This is a genomic window from Aquimarina algiphila (genome assembly GCF_947494415.1).
Classification (GTDB): Bacteria; Bacteroidota; Bacteroidia; order Flavobacteriales; family Flavobacteriaceae; genus Aquimarina; species Aquimarina algiphila.
In genome coordinates this window covers 1-15416 of the sequence record NZ_CANLVC010000008.1, presented here as the reverse complement: position 1 = coordinate 15416, position 15416 = coordinate 1, and the positions used below count along the sequence as shown (strand labels likewise).

Sequence of the window (15416 nt, the reverse complement as noted above, 5' to 3'; positions counted from 1 at the left end):
GTGTTATCTCAATAAATGCTTTGTAATTATATTCTTGAGGTCATTTTTATTAAGTGGCTTATTTATAATATCATTCATTCCAATTGCCATACATTCTTCTTCTATTTCACTTAACTCTGAAGCGGTGAGTGCAATAATAGGTGTCGTCTGATCAAATTCGCGTATACGTCTAGTAGCCTCTGTTCCGTTAAGGTACGGCATATTAAGATCCATAAGAATAAGGTCAAAATCTTCCTTTTGAACCATTTGTACAGCATTAAAACCATTTTCTACAATAGTACAATCATATCCTATTATGTTTAAAAGATTTTTAGTCACAATTTGATTTATCTTATTATCTTCTGCAACCAATATTCTTCTATACATTGCATTAATCCCATCAGCATTCGTATCGATGTCTTGTTCCTCTTTTTCATTTATAACCTCTAACTCTAAATCAAAATAGAATCGTGTCCCTCTTCCCTCTTTACTATCCAGATGAATTTCGCTATCCATCATTTCTAAGAGATTTTTCACAATCGACAACCCTAATCCAGTTCCCTCTGCCTTGTTAAACTCCCTACCTACCTGAGAAAATTTTTCGAATACAAATTCTTTTTTATCTTCGGGAATACCTACACCATTATCTTCTATTTCATATCGAATTGTGATCATATCCTTATCCAGGGAAATGATCTTAATTCTTAGCCATATCTTTCCGTTTTCGGTAAACTTAGTTGAATTTCCTATTAAGTTAATTAAAACTTCAGAGACTTTAAGCGAGTCAACACTTAATACATCTGGCAATTCATCTGGTATTTGTAAGATAAGTTCATTGTTTTTATTCTTTGCCTGATACTCAAAAGAGTATAATAGATTTTTTGATAATTGAAGAAGGTTAGTTGGAGTACGTGTTAATTTTTCATTGTTAGATTCTATTTTACTTATTTTCAGAACTTTATTTATCAAGTCCAATAAATAATCTCCAGAGAATTTTAAAGAGTTAAGAAGTTTTTTATGTTTGGTAGGAATATCATTTTCTTCTAATAATAAGGTGGTAATACCTACAACTCCATATAGCGGAGTTCTTAATTCATGACTTACGGTAGAAATAAATTGAGATTTTGTATTCGTAAGTTTTTCTGCTTCAGCTTTTGCTTTGATTAACTCTTCATTTCGTTCTTCTAATACTTTATTAAGTTTCTTCTTTGATGAATATCCATAAAAAACAAAAAGTATCCCAGCTAGTAACAAAATAAGACTTATCGAAGTAATAGTAATAACAATATTTCTCTTATCAATTTTTGCCAGATACTCTTTTTCTCTTCTATTAGCTTCTAATTCTCTTTTAAATTCACTTATATTAAAATTTAGTTTAGCAACTTCTATTTGTTGTAATTTTTCTTCATCTAATAGTTTATCCCTATAAAACAGGTGTTTATTTATGCTATATAGTGCAGAGTCTGCATTACCTACTTTTTCAAAAGCTTCTGCTTTTGCTTTATATGCCTCATTAAGGATCGAAAAAACATTTATTCCTTCTAGGTTTGTTATAGCTTCATTTAATAACTGATGTGATCTCTCATATTGTTCTTTGCCAATATAATAACGACCTAAAAGGTATTTCACATGACTTGTTGCCACAATACCAAAAGAACCTGCATGATCTTCGGTTAATTTTTCGGCTTTTTTTAGATATGGAAATGCTTGATCAAATTCTTTTTCTTTAATATATATCCACCCTATGTTTAATACAGGCGGAAATTCTTTGCTTTTGTCTTTAACCCTTTCTGCTACCTCAAGCGATTGATTGAAATAATCCATACCTCTTTCTACCTCTCCAAGTCCATCTGAATACACCCCACCTAACGCATTTAAACTATATGATATCATTACTGTATCTTTAGCTTTTCTTGCATATTTTAATGCTTCCTGACTATGAAACTCCATGTTTTTATAGTCTTCTATAACTTCATAATTACTTACCATTAAATAATGACCTTTACATATATACTCGTCACTATTTAATTGATGTGCAAGATCAATTGTTTTAATGGCATAATCCAATGATTCTTTTATTTTGAAAGCAGTACGAAATTTTTTGGATTTTGAAAGGAACACTTCTAAACTATCACTAACCTCTATTACATCATTATTTTGTCCATAAGAAACAAATCCCATGAATATAAAGTAACATACGAACAATACTTTTCTAAAAGTTCCCAAACTATAGATTTAATATGTATTCTATTAATACAGTGAATTTGTAATTCCTAAAGATTTTCCCCAAAATCTGTAAACAGATATTCACTATCAGAATGTTAAATTAATGAAAAAAACATTAAAAAACACCTAAAAGTAACATTGATCCTTTTATATCGATATAGATTTTATCTTATTTTTTCTGTTTTGAAATCACGTAAACTCCAAAAATGACAATTAAAGCTCCGACAATTTGTATTAATGAAAGGTTTTCATCCAAAAAGAAATATGCCAATACTATTGTAGATACAGGACCTAAACTTGCGATAATAGAAAAATTAGATGCTCCTAGTTTAGCTATCGCTGCTGAAACAAGATAAGACGGTATAATTGTTGAAAAAATTGCCATTGCAATGCAAATCAAATACAATTCTAAAGGATAATTCATAATATCTCCTCTATCAAAAACCAGATATTGTATAATGATACATAATGAAGAAATTATCATTGCATATGATGTAAAGGTTATCACTCCAAATTTAGGAATCAGCCATCCACTTCCTACAAGATAAGTAGCATATGTTAATGCACTCAAAAAGATTAACATTGCTCCTAACGTAATGTTATTGGTTTCTGTTTCCATCTGGAGTTCTCCCCAAAATGTAATAATTACCCCTATATAAGTTATCAAAATAGCAGCTAACTGTTGCCGTGTTATGATATTTTTTAAAAAAACTCTTGAAATAATAATTACTAATGTTGGATATAAAAAAAGAATGATTCTCTCTAACCCTGCCTTTATAAATTGTAATCCAAGAAAATCAAAGTAACTGGCTAAATAGTATCCTACAAACCCAAAAAATACAATCCAGCTATAATCTTTGATTTTAATTTTTTCTTTCTGTACAGGTTTATTAAAAAAAGCAATCACAAGATAAACCGGTAGCGAAAACACCATTCTAAATAATAATAGATGCTCAGAACTTATTTCATACTTATACGCCAGTTTAACTAAAACAGCTTTCGCAGAAAATAGAACTATTCCAACTACAGCCAGTACAATTCCATACGAAGATAATTTGGTGTTTTGCATTTCTCAAAAATAGTAGTATTCAGTTTTAGTCATAATCACGATTTGTGTAAATTACAATCACCAACACAAAAAAACCTTCCTAAAAAATAGGAAGGTTTTTTAAAATGTCTTGATATTGTTTATTATACATTAAACAAGAAATGCATTACATCTCCATCATTTACCACGTATGATTTTCCTTCTACTCCAAGTTTTCCTGCTTCTCTAGCTTTTGCTTCGCTTCCATATGCTATAAAATCATCATATTTGATAACCTCTGCACGTATAAATCCTTTTTCAAAATCTGTATGAATTACTCCTGCTGCTTGTGGAGCTGTCGCCCCTATGTTTATTGTCCAGGCTCTAACTTCTTTAACTCCTGCCGTAAAATATGTTTGTTGATTTAATAGCTTATATGCAGCACGAATTAATACAGATGCTCCGGGTTCTTCCAGTCCCATATCTTGTAAAAAAAGTTGACGTTCTTCATAATCCTCCAACTCTGTGATATCTGCCTCTGTTCCAACAGCCAACACTATAACTTCAGCTTTTTCTTTAGCTACAGCTTCTTTTACCTTTTTCACATAATCATTTCCATTAACAGCAGCTCCTTCATCTACGTTGCAAACATAAAGCACTGGTTTGTCTGTAATTAATTGTAAAGGTGCAACAAATGCCATATGATCATCATCAGAAACTGCAATAGCTCTAACTGAGGTACCTGCTTCTAATCCTTTTTTAAGTTCTAACAAGATAGCCTCTTCTTTCTGAGCTTCTTTATTACCTGTTTTAGCAGCACGTTTTACCTTATCTATTTTCTTTTCAACAGCTTCTAAATCTTTAAGTTGTAATTCGATATCTATAGTTTCCTTATCTCTAATAGGGTCTACTGATCCATCAACATGAACAATATTATCATTATCAAAACAACGTAATACATGAATAATAGCATCTGTTTCTCTAATATTTCCCAAAAACTGATTCCCTAGACCTTCTCCCTTACTTGCTCCTTTTACCAAACCGGCAATATCAACAATCTCTACTGTAGCAGGTAGTACTCGCTCAGGATTTACAAGTTCTTCAAGTTTTTCTAACCTAGAATCTGGTACATTAACCACACCTATATTAGGTTCTATCGTACAAAACGGAAAGTTAGCACTCTGGGCTTTGGCATTAGATAAACAATTAAATAATGTTGACTTTCCAACATTTGGCAATCCTACAATTCCTGCTTTCATGGTACTTAATATTATAATGACCGGGATCTTTTAATATAAAATCCCAAATTTTGAGAATGCAAAGATAATGGTATTCATACGTAGTAAACAAATAACAGATTCATTAGATTATAGATTAATTCAAATAGCATAAAAAAACACCATAAAAGGCTCTTTTTTACGTTTATTAAAAATACAAACCAAAGTCTTTTTTACATTTTTTGTAAATTTGACAACCAAAATAAATACGCAAAATGAAAACTTTACAAACACTAGTCACATTGACATTCATGATTTGCGCATCTGTTAACTACGCGCAAGAAGATGAAAACAAAACCAAAAATTCATCTGAAGAAATAGTAACCAAGATTATTCGCATAAAAGGCCCAAATGGAGAAGAAAAAGTGATTAAAAAACAAGAAGTGATCAAAAAAAAGAGTCAGATCAAGCTTAACCCAGGCGATGAAAACAAAACCAATCAATCTGCTCAATATACAGAAGATGAAGTTATAGTACAAAAGTCTCATTCTTCTTCTGATATGGAAAAATATAATAAGGTTAGCGATGATAAAGGTTTTGTTATTACTTTTTTAAAAAAAGAAGGTAATCAAGTTTCAAAAGTAAGACCTATAGGAAGTGGGTATTATCTTGTTAATATGGGAGAAAAAGATAATTGTGTCGGTCATTTTGATAAAGATAAAAACTTTATTCTTGAAGCTTATGATACAAAAACAGATGAGATTATAACAACAGTTTATCAAGCTAATTAACCTTATACAAAATCATCAAAATCTTTTTATAATACATAGTAAAGTTGAACTACGAGTTCGACTTTACGTATTTATATGAATTAACGAAATCTAATTGTTAATTGTTTATTATACTCAATACTAATGGTTTTATAAATATGTATCTTAGTCTATATAATCTTAAAACCTAAAATTATGTTACAAAGTATTTTAAATCTAAATGGAGTTCAAAAATTGAACAAAAATAAACAACAAGCGATTAAAGGTGGTGCATGGCCTAGAAATGAGGAAGATTGTCTTCTTTGTGGTGGCGAATGGGATTTCCCATTATGTGCCTTACCTGTTAATTCTGTCTGCCTTTAATCAAAAAAGCTTATCTTAATTATAAAGAGTCTTAAATCCATAAGGCTCTTTTTTTTGTTTTTATGAATCTATATCTCTTTGATTTTCAAAATCTAAAATTATATAACTAAATATATAAGAACTACATAATATGGTTAAAAACTAGTTAGAATAAGATGTGTTATAATTATCTTTTAAATATCTTTAGCATAACAATCAACTTAAATAAACATTAATACATGAAAAAATTCACACTCATTTTATTCGGGTTACTTACAAGTTTAGGCTTCAGTCAACAAATTGTAACAGGAACTGTAACAGACACTCAAGGAATTCCTTTACCTTATGTAAATATCATTGAAAAAGGCTCTTCTAAGGGTACAACCACAGATGATCAAGGTAATTATTCTATTGCAGTAGACGCAAATGCCACCTTAGTCTATAGTTTTGTTGGTTTCCAAACTCAAGAAATTCTGGTAGGAACTCAAGAGAAGATTGATGTTGTTCTATTAGATGGAGAAGCATTAAGAACTATTGTTGTTGTTGGATCAAGGAGTCCAAAACGAACTGCCACAGATACCCCTGTTGCTATTGATATTATTGATATGCAGGATGTAATTACCAAAAGTGGTAAAATAGAAATTAATGAACTATTACAATATGCTGCTCCCTCATTTAATGCGAATAAACAATCTGGATCTGATGGAGCAGATCATATAGACCCTGCTACTCTACGTGGTCTCGGTCCTGATCAGACTCTTGTTTTAATTAACGGAAAAAGAAGACATTCTTCTTCTCTAATCAATGTGTTTGGAACAAGAGGTAGAGGTAATTCTGGTACAGATCTTAATGCTATCCCTGCTTCTTCTATAAAAAGAATTGAAGTCTTAAGAGATGGTGCTGCAGCGCAATATGGTTCTGATGCTATTGCCGGTGTAATCAATATTGTTTTAAAGAACAGTGTCAACAAATTAACGGGTAGTATTAGTTATGGAGCATACAATACAAATGCTAAAGGAGATTTTCCGGCAGGGACTCCTAATACAGATGGAAATCGTTTGGATACAGAAAACGATGGAAACCGAATCGCAGATGATAAGGATTTTGATGGAGGGTCAGTAAAAATTACTGCAAATTATGGTGTTGAAATTGGAGAAGGTGGTTTTGCTAACTTCACTACAGAATATCTTAGTAAAAATAAAACATTACGTCCTGGTTTTGATTTTAGAAGGGGGTTTGGTGAAGCCGCAATAGATGGTTTCAATTTCTTTGCAAATGCCGCAATACCATTATCAAAAAAGACAGAACTGTACGCTTTTGGAGGAAGAAATTATAGGGATACTGATGCTTTTGCATTTACTCGTAACGGAGGAGAACGCGTTGTAACTCAAATCTATCCAAATGGCTTTACTCCAAGAATAACATCTAATATCATAGATAATTCAGTTTCTGCAGGAATTAGAACAGAAACAGATAGTGGTTGGAAAATTGACATTAATAATACCTGGGGTAAAAACAACTTTCATTATTTTATTAAAGGAACATTGAATGCTTCTCTTCAGGAATCTTCTCCAACAGATTTTGATGCCGGAGGACATAGTTTAAGTCAGAACACGACCAGCTTAGATTTTTCTAAATACTACCCTAATATCCTTCAAGGACTTAATATAGCGTTTGGTACAGAATACAGAACTGAGAATTTTGAAATTTTTGCTGGTGAAGAAGGATCTTATGCTACATATGATGTTAATGGTTTACCAATAACAGATCCTGCAACCCAGACACAACCAACTGATCCCGATTCTGGTAATTTAAGACCAGGTGGTTCACAAGGATTCCCTGGGTATAGCCCTGCAAACGAAGTAGATCGTTCTAGGTCAAACATTTCAGTATATGCAGATAGTGAACTCGATATTACTGATCGTTTCTTATTAGGAGCTGCTGCAAGATTTGAAGATTATAGTGATTTTGGAAGTACAATTAATGGAAAATTATCCTTTAGATTCAAAGCAACAGAGGATATTAATATTCGAGGTTCTGTTAGCACAGGATTTAGAGCTCCATCATTAGCTCAAATTTATTACAATCTTAGATTTACAGATTTTCAAGGAGGTGTAGCAACAGAAACATTACTATCTGCTAACAACAGTCCGGTTACGGCTTCTTTCGGAATTGATCAACTAGAAGAAGAAACTGCAATAAACGGAGCACTAGGAGCTACAGCTACTTTTGGGAGTTTTACAGCAACAATAGATGGATACTATATTAATGTTAAAGATAGAATTGTGCTAACTGGTACATTCGCTGCACCACAAATACCAAATGTAGCAGAAGCTCAATTCTTTGCTAATGGAGTGGACACAGAAACTGTAGGTCTAGATTTAATACTTTCCTGGAAAGGAAATTATAGTTTTGGTAACCTTTCTGCTACATTAGCAGGAAATATAAATAACATGAGTATCGAAGATGTGAATAATGGGCCTTTGGATGAAGGAACTTTCTTTGGAGAAAGAGAAAAAGCCTTTTTATTAGCTTCTGCTCCAGAAAGTAAATTTTCTTTGAATACAAGTTATACCAAAAATAAATTTAATGCCGGAATTGGTTTAACTCATTTTAGTGAAATAACGCTTATCGATTTTACAGATGCAGAAGATGTATACGGAGCAAAAATTACTGCTGATTTAAACTTAGGATACAAAGTAACAGATAAACTAAAATTTACTATTGGTGGAAATAACATTTTTAATGAATATCCTGATCAACAAGATGATGGAGAAACTGAAGCTGGTGGATATTGGGATGCTGTGCAAATGGGATTTGGTGGAGCATATTACTATGCAAGATTAGATTTCAACTTCTAAAAGTTTACATCATAAAGATATACAAACGCTACATCGAATGATGTAGCGTTTTTTATTTTTTTCATAATTGGTATAAAAATATTGTGTTTCATTGCTCCATCAATAACTATAATCATAATTTTGTATAAAATAGTATTGAAATACAGATGAAAGATTTAACACGTTACTTTTATAACCTTTTTGTTTCTAAAGGACTTTCAGAAAATATAGCAGAATATTTAAATGTACTTATTGGAGTTTGCATACTTGTTATTGTTATTTTCTTTTTAGATCTTATTATGAGGAAAGTAATCATAGCCATTTTTAAGAGCTATGCCTCTAGATCAAAAAATACATTTGATGATTATTTGGTTAAGAATAAAACCTTTGATTATCTAGCTCATATCATCCCTCTATCCATTATCATTTGGGTTCTACCCATGCTATTTATTGCTTTCCCAACTGCAGAAAGGTATTTGGAGACCTTGTTCGATATTATGGTTATTGTATTAGTGATTTGGATCTTAAGAAGTATTCTAAGAACCTTTAGAGATTTTTTAAAATCCTTAAGCTCATTTAAAGACAAACCAATTGATAGTTATGTACAAGTCTTTATGATTTTTGTTTGGACAATCGGAATTATTTTTGTCTTCTCATCCATGACAGGAAAATCTATCTTAACATTTCTTACTGCATTAGGAGCTATGTCAGCGGTTATTCTTTTGATTTTTAAGGATACTATCTTAGGCTTTGTAGCCAGTATACAAGTAGCAGTAAACGATACCGTTAGGATTGGGGATTGGATTACTATGGAAAAATATGGCGCTGATGGAGATGTGATTGAGATCAATTTATCTTCTGTTAAAGTTCAGAACTTTGATAAAACCATTACAACAATTCCTACGTATCATTTAACTTCAGAATCATTTAGAAATTGGCGAGGTATGATGGATTCTGGCGGAAGAAGAATTAAAAGAGCTTTATTAATCAAAACTTCCAGTGTTTCATTTTTATCGAAAAAAGATCTTGAAGATTTAAAAAAAATAGCACTTATTAGTGATTACATCAAAAGTATACAAAAGGATATTGATACATATAATCAGGATCATAGCATCGATAAAAGTACACTTATAAATGGAAGAAACTTAACTAATATGGGAGTCTTTAGAGCATATGTAGATTTCTACCTCGAAGATCATCCTTATATTAATAAAAACATGACCATTATGAGTAGACAGCTTGCTCCTAGTGCACAAGGAACACCATTAGAAATATATGCTTTTAGCAACGATAAAGTTTGGAAAAATTACGAAAAAATAATGGCTGATATTTTTGATCATCTTTTATCTGCAATACCTTATTTTAAACTAGAAGTGTTTGAACTTAATTATACGATTGAAAAACAATAATCTTTTTTGTACTAAATAGAAATTTATGATTACCAGTTTTAGAATTATTAGTTACCTGGAAGGTATTTCCTATTTACTTATCCTATTCGTAACCATGCCATTAAAATATATATTCGAATCTCCTGAACCCAATAAAATAATTGGAATGGCTCATGGGTTTCTCTTTTTGGGCTATATCGTAGTTGCTATTCTTATAAAAACAGAAAAAAAATGGGATACTAAGACATTAGCTATTGTACTTATTTGTTCGATAATTCCATTTGGGACATTTTGGATGGATAAAAAATATTTACGTTAGAAATTCACAGTGCCATTGAAATTTCCTTCATATATACTATGCAAATTAAGCACACTATGATATCCTCCTATACCTTGGGGTTTTATGGATATACTCCCGGTATGTAAAGGAATTTCCTGTCCATTAAAAGTGATCGCTAAAATTAAATTATCGGGTGGTAAACTATTATAATCAGGGTTAAAATAATGATAATTATAGTCTGCATAATTACCTGTAACTATAATAATTTCAAGCACATCACCTGTATCTAAATCGTAGACTATATGATCCTCTCCATTTTCTGAAGGTACTAAAGAAGCATTCACAACTTGATACAAATATTCTCCACTAGGAGCATTTTGATTTTGGATAGCGCCAAAATCATGATGACACGTATGATCACATCTATGTATAACAATTGGACGTCCCCTCTTTGATTTTGGAAGCTGTTGTTTAGGTGTTCTTCTTTCAATAACAACATCTGGTATAGGTAAATTTATGTCTACATCCACAGCTACTCTACCTCCTACTACAAGTTGTGCAGAAATTGGAAATATTATTAATACACTAAAAAATAATAGTAAAAAAGAGTCTTTTTTCATGTTGATTTAAATTGTGTAAATCTTACATCAATTTAATCAAACAATATGCCATAAAAAATTACTCAGGATATTCGATCCTCAAATGATAAATATTAGTCAATTTGCGCTTAAAAACCTTTTTTACCTGTTGAATTTCTTTAAAGGTGATATTCGCATTTAAGAATTGCCCATCTTCCATTTGTTTGCTCACTATCTTCTCTACAAAAGAATCAATCAGACTACTTGTAGGGTTTTTAAGACTTTTTGATGCAGCTTCAACACTATCGCTCATCATAAGAATTGCAGTTTCCTTAGAAAAAGGTTTAGGTCCGGGATATTGAAAATCTTCAATATTTACATTTTCATTTGCCTCTTTTTCTTTAGAATAAAAGTAATATACTGTGCTGGTTCCGTGATGTGTTCTAATAAAATCAATAACACGATCAGGTAGGTTATTTTTTTTAGCAATTTCTACACCTCGAATTACATGATTAATAATGATTCTTGCACTTTCTTTTGGAGATAATACGTCATGGGCATTACCCGAAGCCGATTGATTTTCGGTAAAATAAGTAGGATTGGCCATTTTACCAATATCATGATATAGAGCTCCTACTCTAACTAGCATCGCATTTGCACCTATTTCATTTGCTGCAGCTTCTGCAATATTAGCCACGTTAAGAGAGTGATGAAATGTTCCCGGAGCCTTATTAGATAACTCTTTTAATAATACCGAATTAGTATCACTTAATTCTAATAGAGATACGTCAGAAATTAATCCAAAAATCTTTTCATAAGCATATATCAAAGGGTGTACAATTAAAGTAGCAAACCCACTAATAACGAATAACCCTACAGTAACCCAATCGATATTGCCAATACTTCCTTCATGAATAACATGAAAAGCAATGTATGCCAAAATATAGATTATAGTAATTTGTCCAACAGATATAAACAAATTGGCTCTCTTAAATGATTCTGAAATTGTAAGAATCGTAACAATTCCCGCAATGATCTGTAAGAACGTATACTCATAACTATTAGGCACAACAAAACCTAATATTAAAACTGTAATCACATGGGTAAACAACCCTAATCTTGAATCAAAAAATGCTTTAAGTACTAAAGGAAGAATACACAAAGGGACGACATAAATATAGTCTGAGCGATATTTTACCATCAATGTCGTAATTAAAACCAAAAATAAAACATTAAAGAAAATAAAGGTCACCTGTGTGTTATTCTCATAAATATCTTTTCTATATTTTCTTATAAACAATAAAAGCATCATAAGAGCCAAAGAAACCAGCAGACAATATCCCAATACAATCCAATAGAAGTTTTTATCACTCCATACCTGAGATTCATATTCTGCTTTTAAAGAATTTAATATTTGTAGTTTATCTCCTTCTACTACTTCTCCTTTGGCAATAATTCTACTTCCTCTAGAAACTCCACCCCTAGTAGTCAAAACTTTTGCTAATTCATTCTCTAATGTACTTTCAGTAAGCTTTTGATTTAATTTGACGTTAGGTTTTATTAAATCAAAAAACAGTGCTACAAAGTCACTTTTAAACTTAGCATATTCACTTTTATCTATTCTAGAATTGATAAGTTTTGTTAGCGCATTAGGTGTTAGAATTTGTCCGTAAGTTATCGCTTCTGCTTCATTACCTTTATTCAAAAATATTTGTCTCTTATCATCATAAGAATAGGTTTCTTGTAAAACACCATGTCGGTATATATCATTTAAGACTATTCTTCCAAAAAGTTTAGCTTCATCTCTAGAACTGCTTTGACTAAAAGTTTTTAAATAACTTGAAAACGCTATATCATAAGAATCTTTAGCTGTATTCGCAATTATTGTATCATAATCAAAGTAAGGAATAACATTATCTTTAATACGAGTCTTCTCTATCTCTATCTCTGATTCAGTCTTTGCTATAGCAAAATCAAAAGGAGCATATAAGTTTTCATATTGCCAAGGTTTACCTTTGGTAAATTCGTATTTAAAAATTCCTCCTTTAGGAAATAAATACACGATAAGTGCAGTGGTACATATAAACAGAAAAATCCTGTACATTGAGGATTGCCGTTTATATAGATTGTTTAAAAACCTTTTCACAAATATTATTCTATAAATTACTCAAAAGTAATAAAAAATAAGTCAGTGTAATATTAGGCGGCTTGTTAGTAACTTCACTATGTATATCCTTCAAAAATCATTAAATTCGCAGAATAACAATACACACATTTTTTAAAATAAAAATAATGAATAAAGAAGTAGTAATTGTATCTGCAGCTCGTACGCCAATTGGAAGTTTTATGGGAAGTTTATCTACTGTTCCAGCTACACAATTAGGAGCTACAGCAATCAAAGGTGCTCTAGATAAAATAAACCTCGACCCTTCTCTTGTGCAAGAAGTATTTATGGGTAATGTAGTACAGGCAGGAAATGGTCAAGCTCCCGCAAGACAAGCTGCATTAGCAGCTGGAATCTCTGAAAATGTTCCTTGTACAACAGTCAATAAAGTATGTGCTAGTGGTATGAAATCTGTAATGCATGCGGTACAAGCCATAGCCCTGGGTGATGCTGATATAGTCGTTGCCGGAGGAATGGAAAGTATGAGTTTAATACCTCATTATGTTAGACTAAGAGCTGGACATAAATTTGGACCTCAGACCTTAGAAGATGGTATGCAAAAAGACGGACTAGTAGATGCTTACGATCAGCAAGCTATGGGTACATGTGCTGATTTATGTGCTACAGAATATAATTTCAGCCGTGAAGATCAGGATGCATTTGCTATTCAATCCTATGAAAGATCTGCAAAAGCATGGGCTGAAGGTAAATTTACAAATGAAGTTGTTCCTGTAGCTGTTCCTCAACGGCGCGGAGAACCTGTAATGGTTACCGAAGATGAAGAATACAAAAACGTAAAAATGGAAAAAATACCATCATTGCGTCCTGCTTTTTCTAAAGATGGAACCGTAACCGCTGCAAATGCATCTACAATTAATGATGGTGCCGGAGCAGTTATTGTTATGAGTGCAGAAAAAGCTGCTGAATTAGGTCTAAAGCCTTTGGTGAAAATAAAAGGCTATGCAGATGCCGCTCACGAACCAAAATGGTTTACAACAGCGCCTTCTAAAGCACTACCTAAAGCACTAGCAAAAGCTGGGATTTCTCAAGATGATGTTGATTTTTTTGAATTTAATGAAGCTTTTTCTGTAGTGGGGCTATCAAACATGAAGATTTTGGGACTTACTGATAAAAATACAAATGTAAATGGAGGAGCTGTATCATTAGGGCATCCTCTTGGTTGTTCTGGAGTACGCATCCTAATTACTTTGATCAATGTTCTTGAGCAAAATAATGCAAAAATCGGAGCTGCTGCAATCTGTAACGGCGGCGGTGGTGCATCAGCAATGGTTATTGAACGTGTGTAATAATTAAATTAAAATTCTAACTAAAATTATTACATGCAATACGGTATTTGTAATCTAAGTATTGTTCCATTACGTTTTGAACCACAAGATACCAGTGAGATGGTTTCTCAAGTTCTTTATGGTGAACATTTTAAAATTTTAGAGCAACGTAAAAAGTGGAGTAAAATTCGATTAGCTTTTGATAAATATGAGGGCTGGATCGACAATAAACAATACTTAGAAATTACAGAACAGATATACAAAAATTTTAATGACAAACCTCAATGTCTTGTAGGAGACATGGTAGAGTTTGTAAGCTGTCAAGAAGATCAATTAATGCCTATTCCGTTAGGTTCGTCTTTAAAAGCTCTTGACTTTTTTAAACATCATTACGAAGGAACTAGAATTCTAGACGTATTACCTAAAGAAACCATTGTACAAACTGCCTTTCTTTTTCTCAATGCTCCTTACTTATGGGGAGGAAGAACTAATTTTGGAATTGATTGTAGTGGATTCACCCAGATGGTATATAAGCTTACTGGTCACCAATTGCTAAGAGATGCTTCACAACAAGCTACACAAGGTGAAGCTCTTAGTTTTATTGAAGAGAGTGAACCTGGGGATCTAGCCTTTTTTGATAATGATGAAGGAGCTATCACACATGTAGGTATTATGATGAAAGATAACTATATTATCCATGCGCACGGAAAAGTGCGTGTGGATCGTATTGATCATACCGGAATCTACAATGTAGAAAAACGCACTCATACACATCAACTACGAGTAATTAAACGAATTATCTAAATCTTATCTATATTTTCGGATTGGATTATTATAGCACTTAGAAAAACCATTTGTTGTAAAACATTTTATTTTTCGGGAGTGTATTATAGATAATTATTGTTTATCAAATTTTCTCTTAAAACCTTTAATATACCTCTCTTATTTTTACATAAATCTTGTAAATTCTCAAAAACTGTAATATTTGTCATAAATAGTAATAAAACATCTTTGATTTTATACAAAACACTATCTATCAAATAACTAAACTACATCAATTTTGTAACCAATACATCTTCCTAAAGGTATACAAAAGGGGTACATGGAGTACAAATGGTATACAAAATAATATACGATCTGTCTTTTACACAATAACTATAGTCATTCCATAATGGTAATAATAAATTAGCGCCGTCTATTTTAAGACACCAACTAAATCTTTTTATTAAAACTCTTAAAACTCAAATCATGAAATCTAAAATTCGTATTTTTTTAATGATGGTCACTATGGCCATATGTTCACAAGTCTTTGCTCAGCG

General features: G+C 31.8%; 12 protein-coding genes. 7 read left to right on the top strand and 5 right to left on the bottom strand.

Going from position 1 to position 15416, the window contains the following annotated elements:
- Positions 1–3 precede the first annotated feature (3 nt).
- From PQF96_RS17705 to ychF, 3 genes are all read right to left on the bottom strand, one after another.
- Entirely contained in the window at positions 4–2160 is a 2157-nt protein-coding gene (locus tag PQF96_RS17705) for a tetratricopeptide repeat-containing hybrid sensor histidine kinase/response regulator (protein WP_271767650.1), read from the bottom strand.
- 214 nt (positions 2161–2374) lie between these two features.
- Positions 2375–3274 (bottom strand): DMT family transporter, encoded by a 900-nt coding sequence (locus PQF96_RS17700; protein ID WP_271767649.1) that lies wholly within the window; start codon positions 3272–3274, stop codon positions 2375–2377.
- 122 nt (positions 3275–3396) lie between these two features.
- The gene (gene ychF / locus PQF96_RS17695) at positions 3397–4491 is read right to left on the bottom strand and encodes a redox-regulated ATPase YchF (RefSeq protein WP_271767648.1); all 1095 of its coding nucleotides are present in this window, start codon (positions 4489–4491) and stop codon (positions 3397–3399) included.
- A 233-nt stretch (positions 4492–4724) separates the two neighbouring features.
- On the opposite strand from ychF, the gene PQF96_RS17690 reads away from it, so the two are divergent.
- The 5 genes from PQF96_RS17690 to PQF96_RS17670 all read left to right on the top strand — a co-directional run bounded on the left by PQF96_RS17690 (position 4725) and on the right by PQF96_RS17670 (position 10108).
- A complete protein-coding gene (locus PQF96_RS17690; protein WP_143918121.1) occupies positions 4725–5240 on the top strand; it encodes a hypothetical protein in 516 nt (171 codons plus the stop codon).
- 174 nt (positions 5241–5414) lie between these two features.
- Positions 5415–5582, top strand: a complete 168-nt coding sequence (locus PQF96_RS17685; RefSeq protein WP_200825142.1) for a hypothetical protein — start codon at positions 5415–5417, stop codon at positions 5580–5582.
- Between the two features lie 218 nt (positions 5583–5800).
- Positions 5801–8422 (top strand): TonB-dependent receptor, encoded by a 2622-nt coding sequence (locus tag PQF96_RS17680; protein WP_109437612.1) that lies wholly within the window; start codon positions 5801–5803, stop codon positions 8420–8422.
- A gap of 146 nt (positions 8423–8568) precedes the next feature.
- Entirely contained in the window at positions 8569–9810 is a 1242-nt protein-coding gene (locus tag PQF96_RS17675; RefSeq protein WP_271767647.1) for a mechanosensitive ion channel family protein, read from the top strand.
- A gap of 25 nt (positions 9811–9835) precedes the next feature.
- Positions 9836–10108: a DUF3817 domain-containing protein gene (locus PQF96_RS17670; RefSeq protein WP_109437614.1), complete on the top strand. Its 273-nt coding sequence runs from the start codon at positions 9836–9838 to the stop codon at positions 10106–10108.
- On the opposite strand, the gene PQF96_RS17665 is transcribed toward PQF96_RS17670, so the two are convergent.
- Both PQF96_RS17665 and PQF96_RS17660 read right to left on the bottom strand, forming a co-directional pair.
- Complete coding sequence (locus PQF96_RS17665; protein ID WP_271767646.1) at positions 10105–10689, bottom strand: hypothetical protein; 585 nt, start codon at positions 10687–10689, stop codon at positions 10105–10107. The genes PQF96_RS17670 and PQF96_RS17665 overlap by 4 nt on opposite strands.
- 58 nt (positions 10690–10747) lie before the next feature.
- Positions 10748–12793, bottom strand: coding sequence for an HD family phosphohydrolase (locus tag PQF96_RS17660; RefSeq protein WP_208746813.1), 2046 nt, complete (start codon positions 12791–12793; stop codon positions 10748–10750).
- A gap of 146 nt (positions 12794–12939) precedes the next feature.
- Between PQF96_RS17660 and PQF96_RS17655 the strand changes: the two genes are divergently transcribed.
- Together PQF96_RS17655 and PQF96_RS17650 are read left to right on the top strand one after the other, a co-directional pair.
- A complete protein-coding gene (locus PQF96_RS17655) occupies positions 12940–14118 on the top strand; it encodes an acetyl-CoA C-acyltransferase (RefSeq protein ID WP_143918125.1) in 1179 nt (392 codons plus the stop codon).
- A 33-nt stretch (positions 14119–14151) separates the two neighbouring features.
- Positions 14152–14901 carry a C40 family peptidase gene (locus PQF96_RS17650; protein WP_109437618.1) on the top strand — a complete coding sequence of 250 codons (750 nt, stop codon included), beginning with the start codon at positions 14152–14154 and terminating at the stop codon, positions 14899–14901.
- The last annotated feature ends 515 nt before the right edge of the window (positions 14902–15416 follow it).

Coding starts and splice junctions, on each gene's coding strand:
- PQF96_RS17650 (WP_109437618.1), top strand. CDS start 14,152: ATGCAATACGGTATTTGTAATCTAAGTATTGTTCCATTACGTTTTGAA.
- PQF96_RS17690 (WP_143918121.1), top strand. CDS start 4,725: ATGAAAACTTTACAAACACTAGTCACATTGACATTCATGATTTGCGCA.
- PQF96_RS17665 (WP_271767646.1), bottom strand. CDS start 10,689: ATGAAAAAAGACTCTTTTTTACTATTATTTTTTAGTGTATTAATAATA.
- PQF96_RS17680 (WP_109437612.1), top strand. CDS start 5,801: ATGAAAAAATTCACACTCATTTTATTCGGGTTACTTACAAGTTTAGGC.
- PQF96_RS17655 (WP_143918125.1), top strand. CDS start 12,940: ATGAATAAAGAAGTAGTAATTGTATCTGCAGCTCGTACGCCAATTGGA.
- ychF (WP_271767648.1), bottom strand. CDS start 4,491: ATGAAAGCAGGAATTGTAGGATTGCCAAATGTTGGAAAGTCAACATTA.
- PQF96_RS17675 (WP_271767647.1), top strand. CDS start 8,569: ATGAAAGATTTAACACGTTACTTTTATAACCTTTTTGTTTCTAAAGGA.
- PQF96_RS17700 (WP_271767649.1), bottom strand. CDS start 3,274: ATGCAAAACACCAAATTATCTTCGTATGGAATTGTACTGGCTGTAGTT.
- PQF96_RS17685 (WP_200825142.1), top strand. CDS start 5,415: ATGTTACAAAGTATTTTAAATCTAAATGGAGTTCAAAAATTGAACAAA.
- PQF96_RS17670 (WP_109437614.1), top strand. CDS start 9,836: ATGATTACCAGTTTTAGAATTATTAGTTACCTGGAAGGTATTTCCTAT.
- PQF96_RS17705 (WP_271767650.1), bottom strand. CDS start 2,160: ATGGGATTTGTTTCTTATGGACAAAATAATGATGTAATAGAGGTTAGT.